The sequence below is a fragment of the Psychrobacter sp. genome, assembly GCF_018260395.1.
Taxonomy (GTDB): Bacteria; Pseudomonadota; Gammaproteobacteria; order Pseudomonadales; family Moraxellaceae; genus Psychrobacter.
In genome coordinates this window covers 1-6,275 of record NZ_JAGLBC010000135.1, presented here as the reverse complement: position 1 = coordinate 6,275, position 6,275 = coordinate 1, and the positions used below count along the sequence as shown (strand labels likewise).

The 6,275-nt window shown below is 39.9% G+C and carries 3 protein-coding genes; 1 reads left to right on the top strand and 2 read right to left on the bottom strand.

All coding sequences use genetic code 11. The annotated features are described in order from the left end of the window. Window positions 1–230: 230 nt before the first annotated feature. Window positions 231–563: a hypothetical protein gene (locus QZ265_RS09195; RefSeq protein ID WP_296405530.1), complete on the top strand. Its 333-nt coding sequence runs from the start codon at window positions 231–233 to the stop codon at window positions 561–563. A 117-nt stretch (window positions 564–680) separates the two neighbouring features. On the opposite strand, the gene acnA is transcribed toward QZ265_RS09195, so the two are convergent. After that, window positions 681–3,515: an aconitate hydratase AcnA gene (gene acnA / locus QZ265_RS09190; RefSeq protein ID WP_296405528.1), complete on the bottom strand. Its 2,835-nt coding sequence runs from the start codon at window positions 3,513–3,515 to the stop codon at window positions 681–683. Window positions 3,516–4,172: 657 nt separating this feature from the next. Next, window positions 4,173–6,035 (bottom strand): amidohydrolase, encoded by a 1,863-nt coding sequence (locus tag QZ265_RS09185; protein ID WP_296405527.1) that lies wholly within the window; start codon window positions 6,033–6,035, stop codon window positions 4,173–4,175. Window positions 6,036–6,275 lie beyond the last annotated feature (240 nt).

Genomic DNA, 6,275 nt, shown 5'->3' with positions numbered 1-6,275 from the left:
TATTATGAATGTTATGGAAAGTTGGTATTATAATATATTTCTGTTCGATTACTTAGTTTAAATTATCTTAACTCTCTTTTCTGAGTACAAATAACTCAAACAAACCCTTATCATACTGTAGGCTTTCCAGCCTATACTTTTGCTGTATTTTTAATAGTGTAGAGTTTTTAGTCGTGTAGAGTTTCGAAAAAATTTAGGACACCTGTCTTGAAATAAATTTGGAGTCAAAATTGGTAGATTTTCAAAATTTTAAATTACACATCATGACTATAACGGGTCTTGAAAGAGATGCGTTACATATTTATGTTGGTATTGGTGTTTTTGTCTTAAGTCTATTATTGACTCGACCTCTCAATAGAAATTATATCATTCGTTTAAATATCGCTTTATTGATGTCTATACTTTTTGCTTTAGCTGGAGAGTTTTTGGATTTAAGAGTTAATTATCCCAACATTACAGGCGATAATTTAAGAGACAGTATCCATGATATTATCAATACCAGTTTTTGGCCAGTCATGCTCTATATAATTAACCGGTGGACGTCTCTATTTAAGGATAATTAATTACAACAGCAAAAGAAAATTAACCACCAATAATAAAAAATGCCCAACCAATAGGTCGGGCATTATTCATTTAATCATCAAGTTTTTATTAAAACCCTTATAGGCTTCAAATATAGTTTAGGCTTGATTTTCTGTTGCTAACTCACGTAATACATAGTGCAACACACCGCCATGACGTACATATTCACGCTCTTTTGGCGTTTGTAACATAACATTCACTTCAAAGGTTTCGGTGCTGCCGTCGGCACGGGTTGCAGTAACTGTGGCAGTTTTGCTTTCCCCATTGTCAAGACCGGTAATACTGAGTACTTCTGAACCATCTAAGTTATGCGATTGAATGCTTTCGCCTGCTTTAAAGGTTAATGGCAATACCCCCATGCCGACTAAGTTTGAACGATGAATACGTTCAAATGACCCTGCTAACACGGCTTTTACGCCAAGCAATATCGTACCTTTGGCTGCCCAGTCACGACTTGAACCTGTCCCATATTGCTGACCGCCTAATACCACAAGCGTACGACCATCCTCACGATATTTCATAGCAGCGTCATAAATGGTCATCTCTTTACCATCTTTGAGCGTTGCTTTATCTTCTTTAAAATAATAGGTATAACCACCTTCTTTGCCGCTCATCATTAAGTTTTTGATGCGGATATTAGCAAACGTACCGCGGGTCATCACTGCGTCATTACCACGGCGTGAGCCATAGCTGTTAAAGTCAGCTTCTAATATACCGCGGTTTTTCAAATACTGGCCGGCTGTAGAATTAGCATCAATATTACCTGCAGGAGAAATATGGTCAGTGGTAATAGAATCCCCAAACACTCCTAAAATACGAGCATTTTGGATATCTTTGATACCTTCAGGTTCCATTGTCATGTCATCGAAGAAAGGAGGGTTCTTAATGTATGATGATGCTTCACTCCAAGGATAAAGTTGACTCTCAGCAGAATGAATAGCGTTCCACTCAGCGCTACCGTCAAAGACTTCACCATAATTTTTATGGAACATCTCAGCATTGATGTTTTTAGCAATTAATTCATCAATTTGGGCGGTGGTAGGCCATATGTCTTTTAGATAAACATCATTGCCTTCGCTATCTACGCCTAACGGATCTTTGGTCAGATCAATATCGACCGTACCAGCTAAAGCGTATGCCACTACCAGAGGCGGAGATGCTAGATAGTTGGTCTTGACATGCGAGTGGATGCGCCCCTCAAAGTTACGGTTACCTGACAGTACAGAGGCTACCACCAAGTCGTTCTCTTCAATTCCTTTTTCAACTACCTCTGGCAGCGGGCCTGAGTTACCGATACAAGTAGTACAGCCATAACCGACTAAATAAAAACCTACTTTTTCAAGCTCATCCATTAAATTGGTTTTTTCAAGATAATCGGTCACTACTTTAGAGCCTGGTGCCAATGACGTTTTGACCCAAGGCTTGGCTTTTAAACCTTTAGCGGCAGCGTTTTTGGCTACCAAGCCTGCACCAATCATTACCGCTGGATTTGAAGTATTGGTACACGAAGTAATCGCCGCAATAACTACTGAGCCATCATTAAGCTTATGCTCTTTATCATTAATACAAACGGTAGAATAAATACTTTGTTTCTTATTTACATCATTGCTATCTTTGTCTTCTACATCAACATCAATGTGAGGCTCTGCTGCAAGCTTATCTGCCTGTGCTTGCTCGCCACCTTCTTGATCAAAGCGCACTTTACCCACAACTTCAGCTTTACGATCTTTAGTCATCTCTATCAAGGTTTTATTAAAGCTTTGGTGCATCTCAGTAAGTGGCACACGTTGATGAGGCAATTTAGGTCCGGCAAGAGAGGGTACAACTGTTGAGATATCAAGGGTTAAGTTACTTGAATAAGTGGCATCTGGGGTATTAAGATCATGCCACAGGCCTTGTGCTTTAGCATACGTCTCCACCAGTTCAATCTGTGACTCTGCACGACCTGATAGGCGTAGATAATCTATAGCAATTTGATCAATTGGGAAGATACCACAAGTAGCACCATATTCTGGCGCCATATTGGCGATGGTTGCTCTGTCAGCAAGCGGAAGATATTGAAGACCTTCACCATAAAACTCAACAAATTTGCCTACCACGCCGTGTGCACGCAACATTTCAACCACACGCAGTACTAAGTCAGTTGCGGTAACTCCTTCAGCAAGTTTGCCAGTGATTTCAAACCCAACCACTTCAGGAATTAGCATAGATGAAGGCTGACCTAGCATAGCCGCCTCCGCTTCAATACCGCCAACGCCCCAACCTAAAACACCCACGCCATTGATCATAGTGGTATGGCTATCCGTACCAAATACAGTATCTGGATAAGCTGTAAGTTCCCCATTTTGTTCGCTAGCCATCACCACACGGGCTAAATACTCAAGGTTAACTTGGTGCACGATACCAGTAGCTGGTGGTACGACCACAAAATTTTCGAAGGCATTTTTGCCCCAATGCAAGAACTCATAACGCTCATTATTGCGCTTAAACTCAATTTTTTTGTTTAAATCTAAAGCATCTGCACGGCCATAAACGTCTACTTGAACAGAGTGATCAACGACCAATTCACTGGGAATAAAAGGATTAATTTGTTTGGCATCGCCGCCAAGTTTAACAATAGCATCGCGCATAGCGGCTAGATCTACTACCGAAGGGACACCAGTGAAGTCTTGTAGCACAACGCGAGCAGGCATGAAAGCTATCTCTTGCGATGGGGTAGCAGCAGCATCCCAATTTGCAACCGCTTCAATATGGTTTTCACCCACAGACTGACCGCCATCTTCGTTACGCAGTAAGTTCTCTAAAACCACTTTCATGCTGTAGGGTAGGCGATTAATATTGGGGTATTTTTCAGCAAGTTTGGGTAGGCTATAATAGGCATGATCTTTGCCTTCTATCGTTATCTTGTCTTTTACATTAAATATATCGCTCATAGTGGCTTCCTTTTCTATTTATAAACTTTTTTTAAAGTTATTATTGATTGAGGTGGCTAACATTTTATTCAAAGCAGGTTAATTTACTATAATCACTCATTTTTAAAGTCAATAATAGGGTAACGTTTTATTGACTGGAGCGAGCTGTGTCTATGATGAATAACTTCGAGCTTTTAATTTGCTAAAACGAATACTTTTTAGAATAAATCTAACTTGCACTCTTTTATATTCGGTCTATATCTAACTTACTTATGCTTAGTTTTTTTTCATCATTTAATTTTTCAACGCTTAATTTTTGTTTATCATTAAAGTGTTCGTCACATAGTTATTAAATAATACCGTACCTAGTAAAGCTGACAAAGCGTGATTAAGTTCTTTATCAGTGCTAACAACATAACAAAATATTCTTAATTTATTAAGGCTTTGACAGTAGTGTCATCGTGGTGAAATCGTAACAACTGTTCCTAAGATAAAAAGGCAATAAAATAGTTATAGTTAGCGCCCTAAAATACTTAGCGCCCTAAAAGCTTGAAGGTAAAAATTATAGTTTTAGTTGGGTTTATGCGCTGACCTGATTAATTAAATCCTTTTAAGCTAAAAATCGGCCTACTTATAAAGAGACCGATTCTTGAAAAAATTGAAATGCTTATCTGTTATTTATTTAGCGGCTGGCTTGTGCAAATTTTGATAACCACCATAATACTTCACTGGAGACCAACTTGGGATAACTGGAGGAAGTTGAGGGTTTAGTTTGTTATATTCGCCTGCGCCATAGACTATATTGCCGTCTACTACAGTGAGTACTGACTCGATGGTCTTAATTTTTTCTTCTGGAACTGTGAAATAGTCGTCGGAGAGCAACGCAAAGTCAGCGTACTTACCTGGCTCAAGGGTACCTTTGACATCTTCTTCATTAGAGAACCAAGCACTGCCACTAGTGTACACCTCTAGAGCATCGTCTCGATCTAACAGGTTGTCTTTATCATAAAGCTGCATGCCGCCAACTGTTTTACCTGTGGTCATCCAATATAGGGATATCCATGGATTATAACTAGCGACACGAGTGCCATCTGTTCCTGAACCCAATGGAATTCCCATGTCATAAATTTTCTTAATTGGCGGGGTGGTCTTCGCCTCTTGCGCACCATAGCGCTCAACGAAATATTCGCCGGCATATGCCATACGATCTTGTACTGAAATGCCACCATTTAGGCGTTTGATTTCACGCAGGGTTTCATCATTAATGGTTTCACCATGGTCGATTGCCCAGCGCATTTTATCTCTAATCTTATGATTATTCTCACGGTCAATCTCATCAACCAAGTCAACAATTAGCTTGGTGTTCTCGCCATAGGTGGAATGTTGTCTAAAGGGCCAGCCTTTATCAACATGCATTTGGATAATTTCTTTGGTGCTCTCACGCCAGCCTTTGTTGTTTTCGATCAATGGTTTTTCCGCTAAAAAGTTTTCAAAGTCACCGGCTGCCCAAGTCATATACTCGCCGCCGCCTTTTAGTTCATAACCATGGTCATGGGCAATGTCTTCATTGACAGAAGCTTGATTGTTGGCCATCCATTTTTCAAAAGCTTGTTTTTCCTCACCTGCTTTTTGTGGAAATAAATAATAAGAGATACGTAAAGAGGAATCACCGCTAGTTGCCAATGCTTTTGAGGCTTCATAATCATCCGGGAAGCTATGACCACCACCACCTGCATCAATCGCACTAGTAAGACCAAAACGGTTTAACTCATGGTTAAATTGCTGCGATGAGTTGATCATTTCCGCTTCCGTCAAGGCAGGCATCTTACCGATAACCAGATATAGAATCATAGCATTAGGTTCAGCCAATAGCACTCCAGTAGGGTCGCCGTTGGCATCTTTTTCATAACGGCTTTCATTGTTTGGCGGCTGTGTATTGCGGTCAATATTTAACGCTTTTAAGCCCGCTTTGTTAAGCCAACCACGGCTGTACAAATACAAAACGAAGGCTGGCGTGTCCCCGGTAGCTTCGTTGATTTCCTCAATCGTAGGCATACGCTTTTCTTCAAACTGATACGGTGACCAACCGCCAACTACTCTTACCCATTGGCCTTTAGGTGTTCTTTGTGCCTGCTCTTTTAGCATACGCAGTGCCTCTTTTAATGAGGTCACCCCATCCCAGCGTAGTTCAGAGTTATAAAAGCGGCCGCCACGAGTAATATGTAAATGAGAGTCGTTAAGACCAGGTATTAAGGTTCTACCATGTCCGTCAATAACTTGAGTGTGTCCATCTTTTAAACGCAAAATTTCATCATTGCTACCAGTGCGTAGGACTTTACCGTCCTTCACCGCAATCGCTTCACTAATGGTACGTTTTTTGTCCATCACCGCAACTTTGGCATTGGTCACAATCATGTCGGCAGATTGTAGGTTGTTATACATACTTGATGTTTGAGGAGCAGTTTGAGTGGCACAAGCCGAAATCAAAGTTGCTGAACCGGCCAGTAATATAAGATTTGTCTTTATTTTAAAGTTTTTCATGATAGCGCCTCAAATTATAGAATGAATGGAGTTGAGTCATCAGAGTTTGTTGATTTAACAATTTAAAATCAAATAAAAATTAAGGTTTAATAACCAGATTAAAAAATAAGAGTTACATTTCAAAATTCTTTAATCAATTTTAAGTAATAGTCTCAATAAGTTAGCACAGCTAAGTAATATCTATCAATTCTTAGATTAACACACCAAGTGCAACGCTACGTAATATTAAAGAACACCTGA

Excerpts from the sequence above, each read along its gene's own strand:
- acnA (WP_296405528.1), bottom strand. The coding sequence starts at position 3,515 with ATGAGCGATATATTTAATGTAAAAGACAAGATAACGATAGAAGGCAAA.
- QZ265_RS09185 (WP_296405527.1), bottom strand. The coding sequence starts at position 6,035 with ATGAAAAACTTTAAAATAAAGACAAATCTTATATTACTGGCCGGTTCA.